Source organism: Mediterraneibacter gnavus ATCC 29149 (assembly GCF_008121495.1).
Taxonomy (GTDB): Bacteria; Bacillota; Clostridia; order Lachnospirales; family Lachnospiraceae; genus Mediterraneibacter; species Mediterraneibacter gnavus.
Genome location: NZ_CP043051.1, coordinates 2378575 through 2399613, shown reverse-complemented (window position 1 = coordinate 2399613; position 21039 = coordinate 2378575). Strand labels below are relative to the sequence as shown.

18 protein-coding genes and 1 pseudogene are annotated in these 21039 nt (G+C 45.5%); 6 read left to right on the top strand and 13 right to left on the bottom strand.

Annotated elements, in window-relative coordinates; translation table 11 throughout:
* Nucleotides 1-126: 126 nt before the first annotated feature.
* From typA to hpf, 3 genes are all read left to right on the top strand, one after another.
* Nucleotides 127-1953, top strand: coding sequence for a translational GTPase TypA (gene typA / locus FXV78_RS11890; protein ID WP_004844564.1), 1827 nt, complete (start codon nt 127-129; stop codon nt 1951-1953).
* Nucleotides 1954-1966: 13 nt separating this feature from the next.
* Nucleotides 1967-2578 (top strand): hypothetical protein, encoded by a 612-nt coding sequence (locus FXV78_RS11885; RefSeq protein ID WP_004844565.1) that lies wholly within the window; start codon nt 1967-1969, stop codon nt 2576-2578.
* A gap of 91 nt (nt 2579-2669) precedes the next feature.
* Nucleotides 2670-3227, top strand: a complete 558-nt coding sequence (hpf, locus tag FXV78_RS11880; RefSeq protein WP_004844566.1) for a ribosome hibernation-promoting factor, HPF/YfiA family — start codon at nt 2670-2672, stop codon at nt 3225-3227.
* 41 nt (nt 3228-3268) lie between these two features.
* On the opposite strand, the gene FXV78_RS11875 is transcribed toward hpf, so the two are convergent.
* On the bottom strand, nt 3269-3916 hold the full coding sequence (locus tag FXV78_RS11875; protein WP_004844567.1) for a YigZ family protein: 648 nt from the start codon (nt 3914-3916) through the stop codon (nt 3269-3271).
* A gap of 217 nt (nt 3917-4133) precedes the next feature.
* Here FXV78_RS11875 and FXV78_RS11870 point away from each other — a divergent pair, with 217 nt between their 5' ends.
* Nucleotides 4134-6695: a transglycosylase domain-containing protein gene (locus FXV78_RS11870; protein ID WP_004844569.1), complete on the top strand. Its 2562-nt coding sequence runs from the start codon at nt 4134-4136 to the stop codon at nt 6693-6695.
* Nucleotides 6696-6742: 47 nt separating this feature from the next.
* On the opposite strand, the gene FXV78_RS11865 is transcribed toward FXV78_RS11870, so the two are convergent.
* The 5 genes from FXV78_RS11865 to FXV78_RS11845 all read right to left on the bottom strand — a co-directional run bounded on the left by FXV78_RS11865 (nt 6743) and on the right by FXV78_RS11845 (nt 10454).
* Nucleotides 6743-6973: a putative Se/S carrier protein gene (locus tag FXV78_RS11865; protein ID WP_004844570.1), complete on the bottom strand. Its 231-nt coding sequence runs from the start codon at nt 6971-6973 to the stop codon at nt 6743-6745.
* On the bottom strand, nt 6970-8115 hold the full coding sequence (locus FXV78_RS11860; RefSeq protein ID WP_004844571.1) for an aminotransferase class V-fold PLP-dependent enzyme: 1146 nt from the start codon (nt 8113-8115) through the stop codon (nt 6970-6972). The genes FXV78_RS11865 and FXV78_RS11860 overlap by 4 nt, the downstream gene beginning before the upstream one ends.
* Nucleotides 8112-8738 (bottom strand): sulfurtransferase-like selenium metabolism protein YedF, encoded by a 627-nt coding sequence (yedF, locus tag FXV78_RS11855; protein WP_004844572.1) that lies wholly within the window; start codon nt 8736-8738, stop codon nt 8112-8114. The genes FXV78_RS11860 and yedF overlap by 4 nt, the downstream gene beginning before the upstream one ends.
* A gap of 13 nt (nt 8739-8751) precedes the next feature.
* Nucleotides 8752-9780 carry a selenide, water dikinase SelD gene (selD, locus tag FXV78_RS11850; protein ID WP_022038002.1) on the bottom strand — a complete coding sequence of 343 codons (1029 nt, stop codon included), beginning with the start codon at nt 9778-9780 and terminating at the stop codon, nt 8752-8754.
* 194 nt (nt 9781-9974) lie between these two features.
* The gene (locus FXV78_RS11845) at nt 9975-10454 is read right to left on the bottom strand and encodes a hypothetical protein (protein WP_004844574.1); all 480 of its coding nucleotides are present in this window, start codon (nt 10452-10454) and stop codon (nt 9975-9977) included.
* A gap of 256 nt (nt 10455-10710) precedes the next feature.
* Between FXV78_RS11845 and FXV78_RS11840 the strand changes: the two genes are divergently transcribed.
* Nucleotides 10711-11586, top strand: coding sequence for a YitT family protein (locus tag FXV78_RS11840; protein WP_004844576.1), 876 nt, complete (start codon nt 10711-10713; stop codon nt 11584-11586).
* A 77-nt stretch (nt 11587-11663) separates the two neighbouring features.
* Here FXV78_RS11840 and FXV78_RS11835 read toward each other — a convergent pair whose 3' ends face one another.
* The 4 genes and pseudogenes from FXV78_RS11835 to FXV78_RS18980 all read right to left on the bottom strand — a co-directional run.
* Nucleotides 11664-12950 carry an aspartate aminotransferase type Ic gene (locus FXV78_RS11835; protein WP_004844577.1) on the bottom strand — a complete coding sequence of 429 codons (1287 nt, stop codon included), beginning with the start codon at nt 12948-12950 and terminating at the stop codon, nt 11664-11666.
* Nucleotides 12951-13096: 146 nt separating this feature from the next.
* On the bottom strand, nt 13097-13777 hold the full coding sequence (locus FXV78_RS11830; RefSeq protein ID WP_009245252.1) for a nucleotidyltransferase domain-containing protein: 681 nt from the start codon (nt 13775-13777) through the stop codon (nt 13097-13099).
* 107 nt (nt 13778-13884) lie between these two features.
* Nucleotides 13885-14073 carry an ABC-2 family transporter protein gene (locus FXV78_RS18985; RefSeq protein WP_073962381.1) on the bottom strand — a complete coding sequence of 63 codons (189 nt, stop codon included), beginning with the start codon at nt 14071-14073 and terminating at the stop codon, nt 13885-13887.
* 106 nt (nt 14074-14179) lie between these two features.
* Nucleotides 14180-14392: pseudogene (locus FXV78_RS18980) on the bottom strand (ATP-binding cassette domain-containing protein); the annotation flags it as partial.
* Nucleotides 14393-14752: 360 nt separating this feature from the next.
* Between FXV78_RS18980 and FXV78_RS11815 the strand changes: the two are divergent.
* Nucleotides 14753-15583, top strand: coding sequence for an AraC family transcriptional regulator (locus FXV78_RS11815; protein ID WP_009245254.1), 831 nt, complete (start codon nt 14753-14755; stop codon nt 15581-15583).
* Between the two features lie 37 nt (nt 15584-15620).
* Here the strand turns inward: FXV78_RS11815 and FXV78_RS11810 are convergent, their stop codons facing one another.
* The 3 genes from FXV78_RS11810 to FXV78_RS11800 form a co-directional block, all read right to left on the bottom strand.
* Nucleotides 15621-17852: an alpha-galactosidase gene (locus FXV78_RS11810; protein WP_004844583.1), complete on the bottom strand. Its 2232-nt coding sequence runs from the start codon at nt 17850-17852 to the stop codon at nt 15621-15623.
* Between the two features lie 97 nt (nt 17853-17949).
* Nucleotides 17950-20136, bottom strand: coding sequence for an alpha-galactosidase (locus FXV78_RS11805; protein ID WP_004844584.1), 2187 nt, complete (start codon nt 20134-20136; stop codon nt 17950-17952).
* Nucleotides 20137-20156: 20 nt separating this feature from the next.
* Nucleotides 20157-20996, bottom strand: coding sequence for a carbohydrate ABC transporter permease (locus tag FXV78_RS11800; RefSeq protein ID WP_004844585.1), 840 nt, complete (start codon nt 20994-20996; stop codon nt 20157-20159).
* Nucleotides 20997-21039: the final 43 nt, after the last annotated feature.

Below are 21039 nucleotides of genomic sequence, written 5' to 3'. Positions count from 1 at the left end.
AAATCTATCGACAATTTTTTTATTTGCCTGTCACAAGAGTACTTGTAAAATCTGAAATTTATGATAGAATGAAAAAGTTGTAACAAGAGAACACACATTAACATAAGTAGGAAAGAGTGTAAAATTATGAAAACAAAACGTGAAGATGTTAGAAATATTGCCATTATCGCTCATGTTGACCACGGAAAAACAACACTCGTGGATGAGCTCTTAAAACAAAGCGGTGTATTCCGCGAAAATCAGGATGTTGCGGAACGTGTCATGGACTCCAACGATATTGAAAGAGAACGTGGAATCACGATTCTCTCCAAAAATACTGCAGTCTATTACAAAGGAACCAAGATCAACATCATCGATACGCCCGGACATGCGGACTTCGGCGGTGAAGTTGAACGTGTCCTGAAAATGGTAAACGGTGTCGTACTTGTAGTCGATGCCTTTGAAGGCGCCATGCCGCAGACCAAATTCGTACTGAGAAAAGCACTGGAATTAGACCTTCCGGTTATCGTCTGCATCAATAAGATCGACCGCCCGGAAGCCCGCCCGGATGAAGTGATCGATGAGATCCTGGAGCTTTTCATGGAACTGGATGCTTCTGACGAGCAGCTGGACTGCCCGTTTGTCTATGCTTCCGCAAAATCAGGAATTGCGGTCCTTGACCTTTCTGACGAAGAAAAAGATATGCAGCCATTGTTTGAGACGATCCTCGAATACATCCCGGCTCCGGAGGGCGATCCCGAGGCACCGACACAGATGCTGATCAGTACCATTGATTACAATGAATACGTCGGACGGATCGGAGTCGGAAAAGTAGACAACGGAACGATTCGTGTCAATCAGGATATGCTCCTTTTAAACCATCATGATCCGGACAAGCAGCAGAAAGTCAAGATCAGCAAACTGTATGAATTTGACGGTCTGAACAAAGTAGAAATAAAAGAAGCCACGATCGGTTCTATTGTAGCGATTTCCGGTATTTCCGATATTTCCATCGGAGACACCCTCTGCTCTCCTGAGAATCCGGAAGCCATTCCATTCCAGAAGATTTCCGAACCGACGATCTCCATGCAGTTCATCGTCAATGACAGCCCGTTTGCAGGAAGAGAAGGAAAATTCGTTACTTCCCGTCACCTGCGCGACCGTCTTCTGCGCGAACTGAACACCGATGTCAGCCTGCGTGTGGAAGAGACGGAGAACGCCGACAGCTTTAAAGTATCCGGACGAGGCGAGCTTCACCTTTCTGTCCTGATCGAAAATATGCGCCGTGAAGGATACGAATTTGCGGTAAGCAAAGCAGAAGTTTTATATCACACAGATGAAAACGGCAAAAAATTAGAACCAATGGAGCTTGCCTACGTGGATGTACCGGAAGAATTTACCGGAACTGTCATCGACAAACTGAGTCAGAGAAAGGGAGAGCTTCAGAACATGGGCGTTTCCAGCGGCGGTTATACAAGACTGGAATTTCTGATTCCTGCCCGCGGACTCATCGGATACCGTGGAGAATTTATGACCGATACCAAAGGAAACGGAATCCTCAACACAAGCTTTAACGGATATGCGCCGTATAAAGGAGATATCCAGTATCGCAAACAGGGATCTCTGATTGCATTTGAGACCGGTGAGTCTGTCACTTACGGACTCTACAGCGCACAGGAACGCGGTACTTTGTTTATCGGACCTGGTGAAAAAGTCTATGCCGGAATGGTCATCGGACAGAACGGAAAAGCAGAAGACATCGAATTAAACGTCTGCAAGACAAAGCATCTGACCAACACCCGTTCCTCCAATGCAGACGAAGCGCTCCGCCTGACACCGCCTCGTATTTTGAGCCTGGAAGAAGCACTGGACTTTATCGATACCGATGAGCTTCTGGAGGTAACACCGGAAACACTGCGTATCCGCAAAAAAATCCTGGATTCCAGAATGCGTAAACGCAGCAATTTGAAATAATCAGGAGACAACCATGAAAAAATATGCCAATGCCTTTTTGAAATGGATCACTTCAATCCTGGAAGTTGTCATCGCTTTGATCCTTGCAGTTACAATTATCATCATGACCTTTCAGCTGATCCTCTCATTTCAGCATTTGTCAGACCTGAATCAGTATCCAAATTATGACGATATGCTGACTACCTGTTTTAACCTGATCATCGGTGTGGAAATGATACGTATGCTGTATCTCCACACCCCGATCACAGTATTTGAGGTTCTGCTCTTTGCCATCGCAAGACAGATCATCATCGAGCATGGATCACCGCTCAACAGTCTGATCGGCGTGATCGCCATTGCAATTTTATTTGCCACAAGAAAATTTTTGTTTATGACTTTTGATGAGTCTGAAAAGATTATTTTCCGTTCCTCTCAGAAAGTCAAATATATCAATCGTCTGATCCATGTCCACATTCCTTATGAGAATGATGAGACACTGCTGGATGTGCTGTTAAAGAAGATGAAGGAAGATGAAATTGAGATCGGAGTCGGTGCCTGCACTTACTTTTCTGATTTCGGTCTGCGCATCGTTAAGATCACCGATGGAAAAATTACCCGAATTGAAGTAATTCGTTCTATACAATAGAGGAATTCCGTGCTATAATGTTTACATAGTACAAAGAACACTTTATAAGGACAAGTTCTTTGTACAATATAAACAAAAGGAGTTGACCAGTATGAACTTTATTATTAGTGGAAAAAACATCGATGTGACACCAGGTTTAAAGGACGCTATTGAACAGAAATTAGGAAAACTTGAAAGGTATTTCACTCCTGAAACAGAAATTATCGTAACACTCAGTGTGGAAAAAGAACGTCAGAAGATTGAAGTGACCATTCCTGTAAAAGGAAACATTATCCGCTCTGAGCAGACCAGCGATGATATGTATGTATCCGTTGATCTTGTAGAAGAGGTTATTGAAAGACAGCTTCGCAAATATAAAAACAAACTGGTTGCCAGAAGCCAGGGACATCCTACCGCTTCCGGTTCCGGCAATAACTTTAAAAAAGAATTTTTCGAATCAGAAGATGACACTTCTGTAGATGATGAGATCCGCATTGTCCGTACAAAACGCTTTGGCATCAAACCAATGTATCCGGAGGATGCCTGCATCCAGATGGATCTTCTTGGACATGCTTTCTTCGTATTCTGCAACGCAGAGACAGACGAAGTCAATGTTGTCTACAAAAGAAAAGATGGTTCCTTCGGACTGATCGAGCCAGAATTTTCATAAGATAAAAAAGCTGCCTCAACCGGCAGCTTTTTTATTGTCACTTATTCAAATACGACCATCTCACCATCTACGTTGGCAAACCAGCACTCTCCTGTTCTGGCTATTCCGGTCTGACCATTTGTCGCTTCTGTGATCTCAGCGATCAGCTTTGACTCCTCCTCTTTCGGAATCAGGACAGTCAGATCTACTTTCTCTGTATACACACTGTCCAGGATTGTCAGCCCTCTTTGTCCCAGCAGATACTGAATTTTCCCCAATCCGGTATAATCTGTTGTAAGATTCAGTTTAAATCCATAGATTTTGGTAATAATCTGACTGTGGGAAATCCCTTCTCTTGCTGATTCGGTATACGCTCTCACCAAGCCTCCCGTTCCGAGAAGTGTCCCGCCAAAATACCGTGTCACAACTACAAAAATATTGTGAAGTCCCGCTCCCCTGATGACCTCCAGAATCGGTTTGCCTGCTGTACCGCTCGGTTCCCCATCATCACTGCAGCGCTCTGTCACGCGTTCTTCTCCGATTACATAGGCCCAGCAGTGATGCCTTGCATCCCAGTACTTTTTCCGTACCTGTTCCAGATACTGCATGGCTTCCTCCTCCGAGTGCACCAAAAATACTTCCGCGATAAACCGGGACTTTTTTTCCACGATCTCGCCCTTGCCGCCCTGATATACTGTCCTGTATTCCATCTGTCTCCCACCTTGCTTTTTCCATGCCTTTTGTTTGTTTCAGGTATTTTCTGCCTGTTCTTCCTCAATTATATATACTATGCCTTTGGAACAAACACAAGAAAAACTGTGCAATTATTAAAATTTTTTTATAAGAATATGAACTTTTTCTTTTTCCTTTGCTTTAAAAGAGCAAATTTGATATAATGAGTAGAATGAATAAAGGAGGATATTATTCATGAATTACGGAAAAGAAAGCCTTTCGAAGAAGAAAAAAAATGTATCTTCAAAGAAAAATATGAAAAAGAAACGGGTCGGCGTCCGTGTCTTTAAGGCCGTTGTCATCTGCTTCCTTCTCATCTGCATCATCGGTGCCGTAGGCGGCGGTCTTTTCGTCAAGAAGATCATTGACGATGCGCCAGAGATCACTCCTGCCAGTGTCAAACCAAGCGGATATAAATCCCAGGTGGTTGCGGCATCTAACGGTCAGAATCTGGGGCAGTTCCGGGAAGCCGGATCCAACCGTATCTACAAGACCATTGACACAATTCCAAAATATCTTGCCAATGCATTTGTAGCGATTGAAGACGAGCGTTTCTACGAGCACAACGGAATCGACCTGCAGGGTATCCTGCGCGCCGGTCTTGTAGGTATCACAAGCGGAGACTTTTCAGAAGGAGCCAGTACGCTCACCCAGCAGCTGATCAAAAATAACGTGTTCCCGAATTTCACGGAGGAAAAAACGTTTTTCGACAGTCTGGAGCGAAAACTGCAAGAGCAGTATCTTGCCCTGGAAATTGAAAAGCAGATGACCAAAGAAGAGATTCTGGAAGCCTACATGAACACCATCAACCTGGGACAGAACTGTCTCGGTGTTCAGTCTGCCGCAAAGCGCTACTTTAACAAAGATGTCTCAGAGCTTACACTTTCGGAGTGTGCAGTCATCGCCGGGATCACCCAGAACCCGACAAGATACGATCCTGTGACTCATCCGGAGGAGAACGCCAAACGACGGGACATTGTACTGAACAACATGCTGGAACAGGGCTACATCACCCAGCAGGAATTTGATGAGGCCAAGGCAGACCCTGTCTATGACAGGATTCAGCCTACTGCAGTCGGCTCTGATGCGGAAAAACCGAACACATATTTTATCGATGAGCTTGCAGAACAGGTGTTAAACGATTTGCAGGAACGTAAATCTTACACTGCAACACAGGCACATAATCTGCTGTACAGCGGCGGTCTGACGATTTATGCGACACAGGATCCGACGATCCAGCAGATCTGCGATGAAGAGGTTGCCGATCCGAGCAACTATCCGTCTACCATCGAATACGGACTGCAATACGCACTGACTGTTACACGTGCTGACGGTTCTGTTGAAAACTACAGCCAGAACAATGTAGGAGATTATATTCAGGCAGCATGGGGACGTGAATATCCACTTGTCTTCTCTTCCCCGGATGAAGCCAATCAGGCAGTTGCGGAATATAAGACAACACTTAATATCCAGGAAGGGGATACTGTAGACGAAAGTATTACAATCCCTCCACAGCCTCAGACTTCTGTTGTTGTGATGGATCAGTATACGGGAGAAGTCAAAGCCATTGTCGGCGGCCGCGGGGAAAAAACAGCCAGCTTTTCTCTGAACCGTGCGACCGATTCTCACCGGCAGCCAGGTTCCTGTTTCAAACCGCTGGGTGTTTATGCTCCGGCGATCGATACCGGAAAATATACTCTGGCTTCTCTGATTGAAGACTCTCCGTACACATACAGCGACGGAACTCCGGTCAACAACTGGGATGGCAAATATATTGGACAGGCTACTGTACGTTATGCGATCCTCCACTCCATGAACGTTTGTGCCGTACGTACTCTGACTGATATCGGTATCGATACAGGTATGAAATATCTTGAGAACTTTGGATTTACTACACTGGTAAGCAAAGAAGATGATCCGGCACACAACGATTACAACCAGTCCACTGCACTCGGCGGTATCACAAACGGTGTTTATAACATTGAACTGACTGCTGCCTATGCTGCACTGGCCAACAATGGAGTGTACACAAAACCGATCTTATATACAAAGGTTTTGGATCATGACGGCAATGTCATTCTGGACAACAGTACTCCTGAGACTCATCAGGTTGTAAAGGATTCCACAGCAGCACTTCTGACGAATGCTATGCAGGATGTGATCAAACGTGGTACCGGTACAGCTGCACAGCTTGCAAATGGAATGCCTGCATCCGGAAAAACCGGTACTTCCGAATACAGTACTGACCTCTGGCTTGCTGCTTACACACCGTACTATACATGCTCTATCTGGGGTGGATATGATTCCAATAAACCAATGGAGAATATCTATAATCAGACCTGGCACGAAGTCATGTGGAAAAATATCATGGACCGTGTCAACACTACACTCGGTCTTCAGGTAAAGAACTTTACCATGCCTGCATCTGTAGAGCAGAAAACAGTATGTTCTGTCACTGGTCTTCTGGCGGTCAGCAGTTGTCCGTCCTACACGGAATATTTCGCAAAAGGAACCGGTCCGACGCAGAGCTGCTCCGGCCACTATGAGGAAGAAGAGGATGACGAGGATGATGACGATAAGAACAAAGAGGATTCCGATTCTCAGAACAGCCAGGATTCCGAAGATAATGAGGATTCCGGAAATTCCGATCAGTCCGGTGATAACAACAACAATTCCGGAAACAATGGAAACAACAACGGAAATAATAACGGAAACAGCAATGGAGATTCCGGTACCGTAACACCTCCGGAAGAATAAAAAAGAAGAGAAGCGATCAGGATCATACCTGAACTGCTTCTCTTCTTTTATATTATCAGTTCCAGCACCTGTTGGTACTGCAGCTGCTGTATCAGATTGTAAATCTGTTCTTTCTCTTCTATCGGTGCTGAAAAGCTCAGTCCGCATCCAGATGTGATCTCCCTTGGAACTGGGATCAGTCTTCCCCCGATCTGCCGCTTTTTTGCCTCGCTTTCAAATGCCATCGCAGCTGTTGTCGTTTCAAATGTCACTATGATACGTAATTCTTTTGGTCTCATATCTCTTCTCCTGCTGTCATTTCTTTGATTGCCTGTACCGCTTCCTCCACCTGTTCTTCACTGAGAAAATGAGAAAAACTAAATCGTACGATTCCCTGTTCCTCTGTATGAAGTGCCCTGTGCATCAGGGGTGCGCAGTGTGCCCCAGGACGCGTCTGAATCCCGTACACCTCGGAAAGCTCATCGCTGACTGCAGAAGAGTCATAATTTCCGATATTCAAAGCGACGATCGGCGCCCGCTCCATATTTGAAAAGTCTCCATAGATTTTTACAGCATCCAGATGTTTGATTCCCTCATAAAACTGCCGCATTCTCTGACATTCAATCCTTTTGATCTGTTCTGTTCCGACATTCAAAATGTAGTTTAATGCTGCATGTAATCCGGCAATCCCATGCCCGTTTAACGTCCCCGCTTCCAGTACAGTCGGCATCTCCTTGGGCTGTGTTTTCAGAAAGCTCTGCACTCCGCTTCCCCCGGTTTTAAACGCAGGCAGGTGTACAGATTTTTGTACGATCATCCCCCCTGTTCCCTGTGGTCCCATCAGGCCCTTATGTCCGGTAAAGCAGAGGATATCAATAAAATCTCGTTCCATATCGATTGGAAATACTCCTGCTGTCTGAGACGCATCCACTAGAAACAACACGCCGTATTTTTTGCACAGTTTTCCGATTTCTGTCAGTGGATTTAAGTTTCCTGTCACATTGGATGCATGGGTACAGGCAAAGATATCCACACCATTTTGAAACAATTCTTCCAGCTTTTCCAGAGAAAGCCGCCCCTTCTCATCCACATCCAGGATCTGCAGGCTGCACCCTCTCTCTTTTGCCCGATACACGGGGCGTAAGACACTGTTGTGATCCATTGCTGTCGCCGCCATCCGTACCCCGGGAGCTGTCAGCCCCTGAATTGCAATATTAAGAGCTTCCGTAGCATTACTGGTAAACACTACCTGCTCCGGTCCTGGTCCGTGAAATAATTCATTCAGCAGACACCTTGTCTCATAGATCATGCGGGCACTGTTCAGACTGGATGCATGGCTTCCTCTGCCTGCATTTCCCATGGTCAGGATCGCATCATACACTGCCTGCGCCACTTCTCTCGGACGATAGTAGCTGGTCGCCGCGCTGTCCAGATAAATCATGGCTTCACAACCTTTTCTGCCTGCAGCATTTTTTCACAGATCACATACATATTTGTAACACCTCCCACAGAAAGCTTCTCCGTCAGTCCGTAGTGATTCAGACACGTTCCACAAGTCAAAATCTCCACTCCCTGCGATTCCAAAAGCTTCAGATCTTCGAGGGATTCGGAGCCTTCTACCGGAAGTCTGGCGCCTCCATTATACATGATGACTGTATCCGGAAGCCCTTCCTGACTCGTGAGCGCATAAATAAAGCCTTTCATCAGTGCCCTTCCAAGAACTTCATCCCCCTCTCCCATGCAGTCAGAAGATAACACAACGATTGTATTTCCTGTTTTTTCGGAGACCGGCTGACACGGGATACATTCTGCAGTCTCTTCCCCCGCTTCATCCACAGCGCCTTCTGCCTTTATAAAAACCCGATATGTATGTTCATCCTGTTGTTCCCAGGAACATTCCAGCTGTTTTTGTTTTGCCATTTTCTCCAGATTCTGCACGGCAATGGCATTGTCCACCAGTGTCTCTACGATATCTGATTCTGCCATCTGTGCCAGCATTTTTTTCGTCTCCACTACCGGAATCGGACACTGTTTTCCTCTTGCATCTACCATATATTTTTTCATGTTCTCTGCACCTCTATCTCACTTCTATTTTTTTCTCTCTTTTTTCTGTGACTTCTCCCACAATCGCACAGGGCAGTCCCAGAGCCTTCAACTCTTCCAGACACTGCTCCGCATCACTTTTTTCTATGCTGACAAGCAGCCCGCCGGATGTCTGCGGATCAAATAAAATCTCTTCCATTTCAAACGGAACCTCAAAAAACTGCACGTCTTCTCCCACATGGTTTCTGTTTCTCTGGGCTGCTGCAGTCAGGTAAAATTCCCCTGCATAATCAAACGCCTCCGGAATATATGGAACCTGACTGCTTTCGACGCGGGCAGAATATGCATCTCCCAGCATCTCCAGGAGATGTCCCAGAAAACCAAATCCAGTCACATCGGTACAGCCGTGCACCTGATACTTTCTCACTACTTCTGAGGCATACTTGTTCAGGGTGGTCATGGAACGGATTGCCTGCGCCATTGCTTCTTCGGATGCTTCCTGGATCCGGTTTGCAGTACACACGATTCCAACTCCAAGTGGTTTTGTCAGGATCAGAACATCCCCCGCCCGGCATCCATTGTTTGCAAACACCTTGTCTGGGTGTATGGTCCCCATTACAGAAAGTCCGTATTTGACGTCTGTATCCGCAATCGAATGTCCGCCTGCCAGAACACCGCCCGCCTCTTTGACTTTTTCTCCGCCACCCAGCATAATCTGCCCCAGTATGTTCAAATCCCAGTTTTCCGGAAAGCAGACAATATTCAATGCGGTTTTGACATCTCCGCCCATGGCATAAATATCACTTAATGCATTTGCTGCCGCGATCTGTCCGAATGTGTAGGGATCATCCACCATGGGAGGAAAAAAGTCCAGCGTCTGCACCACTGCCAGATCATCTGTCAGTTTGTACACTGCTGCATCGTCTGAACTGTCATATCCGATCATCAGGTTTTCGTCCCTCGTCTTTGGTATCTTTTCCAGAACTCTTGCCAGGATTCCCGGGCCCAGTTTTGCCGTGCAGCCCCCGCCTTTACAAAACACAATCTCTTCTTTGTCACTCATCTTTTCTTCTGCCTCCCTTTCATTTTCTGCCATCCGATCACTGCCGCACCGAGCGCACCAGTGCGCAAAACGGCTCCAACTGTTTTAAATTGATATTCACATCATCCCCCCTTTTGCTCTGTTTTTATTATACTGCATTCCCGGAAAAGAGACCAGCTTATGATCGATTTCTCCAATAACAAATTCTTATCTTTCTACATCTCGCACATTACGATCACTTTCTGGGGCGTTGTCATCGGCGGTATGCTGAATGTCGTATTGGTATAATAGACTAACAGCTCCATGTTTCTCGGACTGCAGGTAAACCTCTGCCCGTTCTGTGTCATGATATTTGTCACAGGACTGAGATTTAACCGAAGTGAATTATCTTCTGCCACCAGATTTTCATCAAAGAAATTCAGCATCACATTCTGTTCTCCCCGAAGCACTGTCACAATCTCTGCCCGGTATTGAGGAGGATAAATTGCCGGAACCGGAAGGCTGGTATCATAAAACGCGGCAACCCGCATTCCTCTTCGCAGCCTTACATTTTCGATCACCATTGTATCCGCCATCACGGTAAAGCGTACTTCTCCGTTTTCTGTATCCAGACGCAGAATCTGGCTGCAGCAGGAATCCCCTCTTTGAATCTCCCTTATCACACCGTTTATTTGTCCATATGTCTCATATGCCATTTTACGCACATCCTTTTTTCCTTATATTATGTCTTTTTCTCCGTATTGTTCACACTTTCTTCTTGTACTTTTCCCTGAAATTATGCTATACTGTTTTTCGGAAATCAAAAAAGGAAGCGAACGCAAATGAAAAGATCTGACAGAACATCTTTTTCAATTTCATATAATCAACAGACAGGCTGATGTGCAGCCTGTTTTTTTTCGCTTTACCATAGTAACTTAACGCATAATTATTTCAAAGGAGAGTGTCAAAACCATGAAAACCAATATTTTTAGGCCAAAAAATCTTTTCATGATTTTCCTTGGCAACACCACCATGGCACTGGGAATCGTCATGTTTGTTCTTCCCAACGAGCTGATGACCGGAGGAACCACCGGACTTTCTCTGATCATAGATCATTATCTGCATCTGCCGATTTCTGTCTTTGTGTTTATCTTCAATTGCATCATGTTTTTACTCGGTGCGCTGATACTGGGATTTGATTTTGCCCTGACCACATTGATCAGTACCTTTTACTATCCGATTGCACTTGGATTTTTCCAAAATATCCCTTCGCTTTCCACAATCACGGATGACCGGATGTTATCCAGCATCTTCGGCGGACTCTTTATCGGATTTTCACTGGGAATCGTCATACGGTGCGGAGCTTCTACCGGAGGCATGGATATCCCTCCGTTGATCCTGAACAAAAAATTCGGACTGCCTGTTTCTGTAATGCTCTATGTATTTGACTTTTTGATCCTGATCGGTCAGGCATTGTTCTGTGACAAAGAGGCCATTCTGTACGGAATTCTTCTTGTCATGACCTACACCATTGTACTGGATAAAATTCTTGTCATCGGCCAGGCTCAGACGCAGGTCAAGATCATCAGCCAGAAATCCGATGAAATCAATGAAGCCATTACGCGGAAGATTGATCGGGGATCTACGCTGCTTCATACAGAAACCGGATATCTTCATTCCAGACAAAATATGATCCTGACCGTCATTTCCAACCGGGAGCTTTCAAAACTCAATCAGCTCGTTATGGAAATCGACCCTACTGCATTTATGATCATCGGAAAGGTAAATGAAGTGCATGGAAATGGATTCACGCTGCCGAAAAAACATGCCGTAAAAACAGAGAAATAACGCATGACCACACAAAAAAGGACAACTGATTTTGAGGGCTGTACTCAAAGTCAGTTGTCCTTTTTCATGAAACAATCTTATAAATTTTTCAGCAATTTATCGATGCTGACCAGTTTTACACTGAGTACAAAAATCTCAGCTGCAACTGCCAGCTCTTCCGGTGTCGGATAAGACGGAGCAATACGAATGTTGCTGTCTTTTGGATCTTTTCCATATGGGAATGTTGCTCCGGCGCCTGTCATCACAAGCCCTGCTTCTTTCGCTTTTGCAACGATTGCTTTGGCACATCCTTCCATGGCATCAAAGGAGATAAAGTATCCGCCACGCGGAGCGATCCACGAACCAATCTCGAGTCCTCCCAGTTCACGCTCTAATGTGTTGATAACCGTCTCAAATTTTGGTCTCATGATATCTGCATGTTTTTTCATGTGCTCGACGATTCCATGAATATCTTTGAAGAATCTGACATGGCGAAGCTGATTTACTTTGTCATGGCCGATCGTCTGCACTTTCATCATATTGCGGATGTCTGCAAGGTTCGCATCAGAAGCCGCGATTGCTGCGATACCGGAACCCGGGAAACTGATCTTGGAGGTAGAAGAAAACTTGTATACCATATCCTGGTTTCCTGCTTTTTTACATTCCATCAGAATCTCGAGCAGGTAATCCTGTTTGTCTTCGTACAGATGATGTACACAATATGCATTATCCCAGAAGATACGGAAATCCTCTGCTGCCGGCTTTAAGTTTGCAAAACGATACACTGTCTCGTCAGAATATGTGATTCCCTGTGGATTGGAATACTTCGGTACACACCAGATACCTTTGATCGCCGGATCTTCACTGACCAGTTTTTCCACCAGATCCATATCCGGACCTGTTGCTGTCATCGGAACATTGATCATCTCAATTCCAAAATGTTCTGTGATTGCAAAATGTCTGTCATATCCCGGAACCGGACATAAAAATTTCACTTTATCCAGCTTGCACCATGGAGTACTTCCCATGATTCCGTGTGTCATCGCACGGGCTACTGTATCATACATCACATTCAGACTGGAATTTCCGAATACGATCACGTTGTCTTTTGGTACTTCCATCATATCTGCCAGAAGCTGTTTTGCCTCTGCGATTCCATCCAAGCCACCATAATTTCTGCAGTCCACACCGTCTTCACAGACAAGATCTGTTCCACTGTTTAAAATGTTCATCATCTCCATAGACAGATTCAGCTGTGCTGCTGCCGGTTTTCCTCTGGACATATCCAGTTTCAGCCCTCTGGCTTTTACCTCTTCAAACTGAGCCTGAAGCCCGCTTTTTAATTCCAATAATTCTTCCTTCGTCAAATCCTTATACGCCGCCATTGCAAGATTCCTCCAATTCTTTTATCACTGGTTGTTATTCTATCGACTTTTTGATGTTTCGTCAATCCTTTCTTGCAATTTTCTGCATTTTCCCGCATATTTTCATTGGAACGCGCCTATTTTTGAAGCAATTTATATGTATTCATTCATTTTTCTCCCTGATATTGTCTGATCAGTCCGCTGGACCACACGATCAGCTTTTCAGAAAGCTCATCAAAACTGCCTTTCACTTTTCCGCTTTTCTGCTTCATCTCGATCGCAATATACAAAATCTCCCGATCCAGTCCGTTCAGCTTCGGAAACAGCTCGGCTTTTCTTCTCAGATAATTCCCGGTCTTTAAAAAATATTCCGCCTGGATTGTAAATACCGATGTCTTATATAATTCCATCAGAACTTCCCGACTCTGCTCATGGAGCATATTGTGACAGGCGGCATGATACAGATTGCAGGCTCCCGTATGAACCGCCCGTCTCACGTCTGCCATATCCAGCTTTGCCACGATCTCATCCAGACTTCCTTTCAGCGGCATCGTGTCCTGACAAAACTGAAAAAGATCTGCTTTAGACCAGTTCTCCAGCTCTTCTCGGCCGGAAATAAATCCGCAGATCTTTTCCCGGTACGGAAGACGATTGAGCATCCCTCTGTAGATCCTCAGATCTGCCGGAAGAAGCGTATCCAGAATCAGAACCACATCAATATCACTCTCTTCTGTGGCTTCCCCTCTGGCATAACTGCCCTGTACCCCGATAAACCAGATGCGGTATCCAAATGTACTTACCACTTCATGCACATATTTTTCCAGCCAATTGTAAATTTGAAAACTCATATCTGATTCCTCCATGTCTCTTTTTCTGCCATCGAACGCCTCTTTTTATCAATTACTTCTATTATATGTAATTTTTATTCCCGCCGCAAGAAGGTTTTGGTTTATCTTTATGCCCCGGTACTCTGATACGCTTTCATCCCTTTCTTCCACACCAGAACGTCAATGACCCCCAATATGACACAGGCACCTGCTATATACAGCAAAATCCCGCTGCTGCCCTCTCCCAGCATGCAGACTGTCGGATAATAATTCGCCAGAGCGATCGGAATCAGCGCACTGACGGCTACCCGGATCACGGCATGGTAAATGTCGATCGTTTAACAGTTCCCCAATCTGCAAAAACTGTTCCAGTTCTTCTATAATTTCCTCATACCGTTCGTCCGATACCCGGTATATTTTCTTGTTTAACTCCAGAGAGTAAATAAAGGGAAGATCCCATACAAGAGAACTTTTCTGTCCAAAATTTGCCCCGATATATTCTGCATTTTTCTTGCGGAACTGAAAACTGTCCCTTCCGAACATTTTCGCTTCCCCGCTGTCCGGAGAAAGAATTCCCAGCATGGATTTGATCAATGTGGATTTTCCTGCACCGTTTAGTCCTACAATTCCGACCATCTCTCCTTCTTTGATCTGAAACGAAATATCTTTGATTGCTTCTTTTGTCTCGAATTTACTGCTTTTGAAGATTCCTTTCCCGCTTTTGATTTTTCTGCGGTATGTTTTGGTCACATGGTCCATTTCTACGATTGTGTTCATATTTTCCCTCATTCCTTCTTGATTTCAAACCGTAATCTGCAATTTCTCCTATTATATTATACCCCTCCCCGCAAAAACTGCGCAATAAAAAATCTCTGCTCTTTGGCTTTCATCTCTATTATCATTCGTGCTTTTTCATGATTCAAATGGGTATATAAGTTGTCAGAGATATCGAAACATGATAAAATATCACAGACATTCACACGAAAGGAGTCCCCTATGTCCTCTTATTCACAATCCGATATTTATCACAGTATCTTCTCAGACATTTACACTGTCTTTTGCGGAATGCAGGACTGCCCCCCTTCCTATTCCTTCGGGCCGGCAGTCCGGAACTGCTACCTGCTTCATCTCTGTCTGGAGGGAGAAGGTGTATTTTACTCCGGTGAAGAACGCTATCCGATCAAACAGGGACAGGGATTTCTCATTCATCCCGGTAAGCTGACTTTTTATCAGGCGGATTCAGTGAATCCCTGGAGCTATCTCTGGGTCGGTATCGGCGGTCATGATGCAGAAAAATATCTGCGGCTTGCCGGTCTTTCTGCCAGAAATCCGATTTTTTCCTGTACCCAGATCGATACCGCAAAATCCTATATCCTGGACATGATGAAGCATCACGCCTTAAGTGCCGCAAATGAGATTTACATCCAGGGAATTCTGATGCAGTTTCTCGCCCTTCTGGTGGAGGACGCCGGATGTACGGTTTCTCCTCAGCAGAATACATCCAGCGTATATATTAATCAGGCGATCTCCTACATCCATAAAAATTATCAGAATCCACTCACTGTACAGGAAATCGCGGACTATTTGTCTTTGAACCGGAGTTATCTGACGGAACTGTTTCTAAAAACCGTACAACTTTCCCCGCAGCAGTTTCTCACCCGGTACCGGATCACAAAATCCGAAGAGCTGCTCCAGTCAAGCAGCCTGTCCATCCAGAATATTGCCTATTCCTGCGGATATTCCAGCAGCTTTTCTTTTTCCAAGGCATTCCGTAAAGTGAACGGTCTAAGTCCTTCTGAGTATCGGAAGCAAAAAAGAGGGGGATGAAAAAATCAATTCTTTTGCATCCCCACCCCTTCATTTTTTATTCTTCCTTTGCTTTCAGCAGATAAAGAAGAGACTGGAAATCTCCGTTCTCTCCATTATACTGCTCCGGATTTTGTCCGGACGCCACGTCTGATACGATCAGTCCGGCCTGCATCAGCTCATCTCCGTACAATGCCATTTCCATATCCGAAATCTGATACGGAAGCTTCGGATCCAGTCCCTGCAGTCTGACGCTCCGATATCCGATATTGATCGGCTCCAGGAAGCGATACCAGCCCACAATCGCTTCTTTTTTGTCCTCAGACACAACCATCCATGCCATTTCATTTCCTGCAAACGGGCTCTGAAGTCGATAGAATGTTCCATACTGGATCAGGCTTCTGTGTTCTTTCATAAATGCCGTCTGCTTTTTGATTACCTCCCGCTCTGCCTCTGTCAGACTGTTCGGGTTCAGCTCATATCCGAATGTTCCGAAATACGCTACATCCGCACGCATTTTCAAAGATGTGTTGCGAAGCACCTGATGATTCGGCACTGCTGATACGTGAGATCCCATACTGCTCACTGGATAGACAAGGGACGTTCCATACTGGATCTTACAACGTTCCACTGCATCCGTATCATCCGATGTCCATGCCTGCGGCGCATAATACAGCAATCCCGGATCAAAACGGGAACCGCCGCTTGCACAGGATTCAAATAAAATTTCAGGAAATCTGCCCGTCAGCTTCTCATATAACCGATAAACACCTAGAATATACTGATGCATGACCTTACCCTGATCTGCGGCACTGGCTGTATGAGAGTATACTTCTGACATACAGCGGTTCATATCCCATTTGATATAAGAAATCGGCGCATCCTCCAGGATTTTTTCCATTTGTCCATAAATGGCATCCACCACTTCGGCTCTGGAAAAATCCAGAATATACTGATTTCTTCCATGGGAAATATGACGTCCCGGAGTAGACAAAATCCAGTCCGGATGCTCTCTATAGAGATTGCTGTCCTTGTTGACCATTTCCGGCTCAAACCAGAGACCGAATTTCATGCCTTCCGCCGCTACCTTCTTCGCGATTCCTGCAATGCCATCCGGCAGCTTTTCCAGATTCGGATACCAGTCTCCCAGAGAAGAATGATCATCCTCCCGTTTTCCGAACCATCCGTCATCCAGTACAAACAATTCGATTCCAAGCTGTTTTGCCGTGCGCACGATCTCCAGAATCTTTTCCTCATTGAAATCAAAATAAGTCGCTTCCCAGTTATTGATGAGAATCGGTCTCGGTCGGTCTCTCCAGTATCCTCTTGCCAGGCGTGCACGATACAGACTGTGGAATGCCTGACTCATCCCGTTCAGTCCGCGATTGGAATAGACCATCACCGCCTCCGGTGTCTGAAACTCATCTCCGTTTTTCATTTCCCAGGAAAACCGGTCCGGATGAATTCCCAGCGTCACTCTTGTGACATCGTATGTATCCACCTCTGCCTGCGCCAGAAAATTCCCGCTGTAAACAAGACTGAAGCCATACACTTCCCCGCACGCTTCCGTGGTATTCTCCCGACGCAGTGCCAGAAACGGATTAAAGTTACTGCTGCTGCATCCGCGCATACTATAAATTCCCTGAATTCCATACTGCAGCTTTCGCTCAGTCACCGCACGCTCTCTTCCCCAGGCTCCCGTCAGCTCGATCATTTGATAGTCGTGATCCGGCAGATCCACACTGCAGCTCATTGCACGTTCCAGCACGATCTTCTCTGTTCCGTGGTAAATCACCTTTGCACTTCTTGTAATCGCCGGAAGCTCTTCAAAAATCGTATAGTACAAGATCAGTGTGGTGTGAATCAGCTCATCTTTCAGTTCGATTTCCAGTGTCTGTGCCTCTTTGGAATCTTCGGTATAGGTAGCCGGCAGTCCTGCAAGCGCGGGCTTCCCGTCATAAATCCGATGTGTCTGATACACAAAATCCGTGATCCGGCTTCCGTTTTCCTGCAGAATCTCCACCGCCGGATACCGCATATCCCCTGCTCCATAGGACGGATATTCCTGCTTGATATGTTCCATCGAGAATGTGGAATCTCCTTCGTAAGTACATACAGCCATTGGGCGGTGACGCAGCTCCAGCAGATGGGCAAAACTCTCCCTGTCATGCAGTTTTTTCCCAAAATACAGCTGTCCTAACTGTCCGTTTTTTAAGACTGTGATAATATAACTGATATCCCTGTTGGAAAGATGAAATTCCCGGGATCCTTCGTGATAACAAATGCTCATATTTCTGGTTCTCCTCTCCTGTTTCTATTTCTTATTATAAAGATTTCGAGGGAGACTGCCAGACTGTAATGTTGGAAAAACATATCCAATTGTTGGGTCAGGATCCTACTTTTCGAAGCAATATCCGGAAGGTCTGATAAGCTCCGTTTTTGATCGGAAGTAAAATTCCGGTTTCCATCAATGCCGCTCCATAATACAGTTCTCCACTTTCTGCATCCTGATAACAGGCTTCTTCCTCAAGTCCCTTCCATTTCACTGCATTTCCTGTCATATTTCCATGAATCTGTGTCATCACTGCCTGCATCATCGCCTGTGTTCCATCCTCGGATACAAACTCCCATGCTGCAACTTCATCCGTCACAGGATTGCTCAGCCGGTAATACAATCCGGTCTGGATCAACGGTGCCAGCTGCTTATATTCCTTGATCTGTTGTCTGATCTCTTCTTTTTCTTCTTCGGTCACGTTTCCCAAGTCCAGTTCATATCCAAATGTACCTGCCATTGCCACTGCGCCTCTCGTTGAGAGTGGTGTTTTTCTTCCTGTCTGGTGGTTTGGCACCGCAGACACATGAGATCCGACTGCACTGATCGGAAATCCAAAAGACGTCCCGTACTGAATCTGCAGCCGGTCCAATGCATCGGTGTTGTCACTGCACCAGATCTGAGGTGTGTAATACAACATTCCTGCGTCAAACCTTCCGCCCCCTCCGCTGCATCCTTCAATCAAAAGATTCGGATACCGCTTCAGTAGACGGTCCAGGAAATCATAAACACCCAGTACGTAATCATACAGTACTTTCCCCTGATATCCAGCTGCTGCGGAATAAACGTCGCACAGACTGCGATTCATATCCCACTTCAGATATTCAACCTCTGCATAATCCAACACTTCTGTAATCGAATCAAAAATAAAGTCCACCGCATCTTTTCTGGAAAAGTCCAAAACCAGCTGATTCCTGCTTCGCACCGGATTTTTCCCCGGAATCTGAAGCGCCCAGTCCGGATGTGCTCTGTACAGATCACTGTCTTCTGAAACCATTTCGGGTTCCACCCAGAGTCCGAATTTTAATCCCATAGCGTGTATCTTCGCGGAAAGTTCTCCCAGACTGCATTTTAATTTTTCTTCATTGACCTGCCAGTCTCCCAGTGCCCGGTTGTCATCCCTCCGTTTACCAAACCAGCCGTCATCTAACACCAACATCTCGATTCCCAGCTCTTTTGCCTCTTCTGCCAGTTTTAAAATACTCTCCCCATCAAAGTCAAAATAGGATGCCTCCCAGCTGTTGATCAGAATCGGACGAACCTTTTCTTTATGAGGGCCCCTGCACAGATTGTTCCGAAAACACCGGTGCAGATTCTGGGAAAGCTCTGCCAGCCCGTTTCTGCTGTAGGTCATCACGGTTTCCGGTATGACAAAGACTTCTCCGGTATTCAGAGGATACGAAAACTGCTCCGGCTGCAACCCCATCAGCATTCTGTTCTGCCCGAACTGGTCTTTTTCCACTTCCGCCTGAAATCCTCCGCTGTATACAAAGGACATGGCATAACATGCCCCTGCATCTTCTGTTGTTCCCTCTTCTGTCAGAATCAGAAATGGACTGTATTGATGACTGGAGGTCCCTCTTCTGCTTCCGATCACATAATTTCCATGAGATACCGGAATTCTCTGATAATTCCGCTCCATCGCATGACGTCCGTAAAAACTGATCACATCATATTTTCCTGTCACAAAATCAAGACACGCAGAAGCCGCTTTTTCAAGATAAATGATGTTCTCTTTTGTATTGATGATCTGCGCACTTCGGGTGATCACATCGTATTTTGGCAGTACCCCATAGAGAAGTGTCACCTGAATTCCTGTCCGCCCATCTTCCAGCACCACTTCCAGTGTCTGTGCTTCTTTCTCAGCTCCATACACTGCCGGAAGTCCCGATAGTTCGTATTTTCCCGACAAGATCCGATATCCCCGGTAACGCAGGTCACAGGCAGTAGTCCCATCCTGTCCCCTTACGATCAGCGCTGTGCTTCTGTAATCTCCTGTTCCCCATGTTGGAAATTCCTGCGGGAGCACATCCAGAGAATAGGTTCTGTCATTTCCCGCATCATACAGGTTTCCGGAAAATCCTCTGTCCTGTTTTTGCAGAAGATAGTCCATGCAGCCTTTGGTCTTTCTTCCATAGTATAAATGTAAGAGAACACCATAAGGATCGATCTGCATCTGATAAGTGGAGTGCTCAGTATGTATTGTAAATGTCTTGTTCTGCTCATCAAAAATAATTGCCATATTACTCGTTCCTTTTCTTTTTATTTTACTGCTCCATTCACAACTCCGTTTAAAATCTGTTTCTGACAGATCAGATAAAAGATCAAGATCGGAAGTAATGCCAGCAGATAGGAGGCGAATGCCAGATTGTAATTTGTTCCAAACTGGGTCTGGAATGTCAGCTGTGCCAACGGAAGCGTATTCTGTTCTCCTCCTGACATGATCACAAGAGGTGTCATCACATCATTCCATGTTCCAAGCGCTGTCAGAACTGCTACTGTCGCATGCATCGGACGCATGATCGGAAATACGATCTTCCAGTAAGTTGTCCACGTACTTGCTCCATCCACGCAGGCAGCCTCCTCCAGTGCAATTGGAATATTCTTCAGATATCCGGTATACAAAAGTACATTCATCGGCATATAAAACACAACATAGAGAAGAATGACTCCAAAACGGTTATTCAGTCCCATTTGTGCTGTCTGTTTCACCAGAGGCATCATAAGAATCGCAAACGGAACAAACATCCCGCTGACAATGTATAAGTACACCAGATTATACCCTTTACTGTGCGCTTTATTTCTTCCAATGGCATATCCGATCATGGAATGGATCACAATACTGAGAGCAACTGTGACCAATGTGATGAAAAGACTGTTGCCAAGAGAATTCCAGAAATCCGTCACCCGCATAGCTTCCCGGAAATTTTCCAGACTCCAGGAGCTTGGCAGTGACAAGATTCCGGAAATACTGTTGGTCATCTCTGACGGCTGTTTAAATGCAATGACTACCGTCAGATACAACGGAAATGCAATGGTGATCAGCCCTAATACCAAGAAAATCATGGCCGGTTTGTTTGTTTTTGTATTTGCCCCTATCATAACTGCTCCTCCTTTTTCCCTAACCCGGATAAACCGGAAAAGT